Consider the following 2828-nt stretch of genomic DNA (forward strand, 5'->3'; position numbering starts at 1 on the left):
CTGTTCTTTCGCACATTCGGTCTTGTACTGCATAGCCGATAAGTGTTTGCGGTCAGAAGAAACGCCACGTTCCATGCCCAGTGTTTCAGATGCTATGGTTTGGAGTTCTGCCATGTCATCACGCGATAAACGCACACTTTTCCCATTCGGCTGCGTCCAATCGAAAACTACATGGGCATGAAGGTTAGGTGTCCATTGCTTTGCGTTCATGTATCCTTCGTCCTTGTGTATATGGATTTGAAATGCTTCGATACCGAAACGTTCTTTGCAGACCGTGGCAAACTGCTGGAGTTCCTGCATGGTGGTTTCTTGTTTGATTACTATTACTCCCTCTCGTATGGGTGCGGCTTTAGCCTGCATCTTCTGCCCAACCGTATCGAGATATCTTTGTTTCGCACTTTCCAGCCGATGGGAGATGCTATCTCCAACCCAGCTTTCATTCAAATGACTAAGTTCGGGACGAACATAGTCCAACTCTTTTTCCCTAAAGTTGTGAATCTCACTCCCCGGCTTCACTGCTTGTACATGAATACTTGTTGCTCCCATAAGTTAACATTTTTGTGACAATCGATAACAGCCGGTGACAGCCGGCTGACAGGGGGTTAAGGGGGCTTGTCCCCTTACACACGCACCCTTTAGGGTGCTAGTGTGCTATCACCATACTGCATAGGTGCGAAGTTAGCAAATGTTCTGTAAATGCACAAATAAAGGGGAAAACATTTGGATTTGCGACAATAAAGTACTACCTTTGTTGCTGACCAAACGGTAGCCGACCGATACGGGAGAGTTACCAAAATACAAGCCGCTGGAGTTAATTGACGGACATCCGACATCTCCAGCGGCTTTATTTTTGCCTATCTGCTTCGTCTAGGCATACCAGTACCTCTACTAAAAATGTACTTCAAAGATACTTATTTTCTACCGACTTGATAGTTTTTACCCCATATTCTTGGACATTTTTCCCCCATGAGGTTATCTTTGTAGGGTGAAAGAGAAACCCATAAACGGGGATAGATTGAATGCTGGGAAGCATAAACAATCGGGGTAAGGTTAGCGAACCTTGCCTTTCATCCCCCATTATAACTTTACATAGAGGAACTTTATCTATCCCCCCCCCGCCCCCAAAGGGGGAGCGACCAAACGGCAGCTTCACTCAATGGAGTGTTACTGTTCATCAAAGCCAAGTGATAATTGTCGTTTCTCTGCTTCTTCTTTCTTTTGGGCAGCTAAAGTCTTTTTCCGAACGTATGTTTTAGCAAATGTCACTCGGTCACCATTGAATACTATCAGAGGATTAATAAACCAAAGATTATCGGCTGGTCCTCGGGCTATGATTTCAGCTTTTACAAGTTCTGCAAGTCCTTTATAAACGGCTTTGTCTGTTTTGTATTTGGTATATTCTAGGCATTTTTTTCTATTGAAGATGATTAAATCATTTTTGGGTTTCATGCAGGTCATAAAGTAACCAAAAACCCGAATAGCTGCTTGTGATAGGTCAAAGAATGCAGCAAAGTTAGAAAGATACAATTTAGTGAATTGTTCTTCATCTACTTCTATTTGACGGATAAACGAAGTCTTAAACACTTCTCCAGTTTCAGTGTCGGCTAAAGCTACTACGGCTCTCTTATCGCCACCACTATTACTCTTATACTTTTTAACAACATGATTTTCAATACCTTCTATAGCTTGTTTCATAAAAGGATTTTCTTCGTTCTTTTGAAAATCGGTTAACTTAACTGCTTTTTTATTTTCCATTTTGATGTGTTTTTGGGAAATATTATTCTCCACAAAGTAAACTATTATTTTCCATAAAAACAATATTAAGGGAAATATTATTTTCCTGTTTAGTATTATATTAGGAAATCAGTATTTTCTAGATTGGAAAATGAGAATTTCCAATATGGAAAATGCCCTATATTGTGTATCAAGTACTTAACTTATTCTATTTCTTCTATTCTTAATATACCCCCAAAACAGCACAAAATCAGTCACTTAAAAATCATCGGTCGGGGAGCGCCCAGCGGCAAGGGGCGGGACCACCCGTCCCGACGAGCGCCACACCATAAACTTTTTTTAGAATAAGCACACAACCGTTTTCCGAACCCTGCAAAATTTCTTCCGAATCCGAACGACGTAACACTCCATTGAGAGAGGCTGCCGTTTGGTCGCTCCCCCTTTGGGGGCGGGGGGGGGTTACATACCCATACCGAAACCTCTGCTTCTGGTGATTTGCTTGAGTAGGTCTTTCCCCTCTTCCATAGCTTTTGATATGTTTGGGAAATGATGCCTTAAAGCCTCCAGTTGTTCGGAATTGAACAAGTCTTTCATCTTACCAAGTTCTTTTTTCAATTCCTTGGTTTCGGTCTTTAGTTCTTGGTTCTCCGTCCTTAATCGGTTACTGGTTGTCCTTGCGTTGTCCATTTGTTGTCTATAATACTCCTTGTCATTCTCGGCTTTGAATGCCTTTGTGCCGTTTTGCTCTTTTTCAAGTATAGCCTTTCCCAGTCTATCGGATAGCTGTTCATTTTCCCCCTCTAAAGCCTTTACTTTGGCTTTTAAGGCATCCTTTTCCCTATCGTTGACTGTTTTTCCAATCAAGCCGTAAAACTTCTCTGAAGCCTTAGAAATGAGTTTTTGGACGTTCTTCTTTGTTTCAATGGAACGTAGTTCTTTCTGAAGCTGAAGAAGCTGGTTTTGTACGTCCTTGTGTTTGTCTAATGCACTGGATATATCGTTTGATAGTTCCTGAAGCTGTTCTTTCGCACATTCGGTCTTGTACTGCATAGCCGATAAGTGTTTGCGGTCAGAAGAAACGCCACGTTCCATGC

General features: G+C 41.8%; 2 protein-coding genes and 1 pseudogene. All 3 read right to left on the reverse strand.

The features are described from left to right. A partial coding sequence (locus KFO40_RS25430) for a plasmid recombination protein (protein ID WP_211146935.1) occupies positions 1-546 on the reverse strand: 546 nt, incomplete at its 3' end. Positions 547-1164: 618 nt separating this feature from the next. Further along, positions 1165-1755: a replication/maintenance protein RepL gene (locus KFO40_RS25435; protein ID WP_004295513.1), complete on the reverse strand. Its 591-nt coding sequence runs from the start codon at positions 1753-1755 to the stop codon at positions 1165-1167. A gap of 438 nt (positions 1756-2193) precedes the next feature. Then, positions 2194-2828, reverse strand: a pseudogene (locus tag KFO40_RS25440) (mobilization protein); the annotation flags it as partial.

This window comes from Bacteroides sp. 1001302B_160321_D4 (genome assembly GCF_015667765.1).
In the GTDB taxonomy this organism is placed as follows: Bacteria; Bacteroidota; Bacteroidia; order Bacteroidales; family Bacteroidaceae; genus Bacteroides; species Bacteroides xylanisolvens.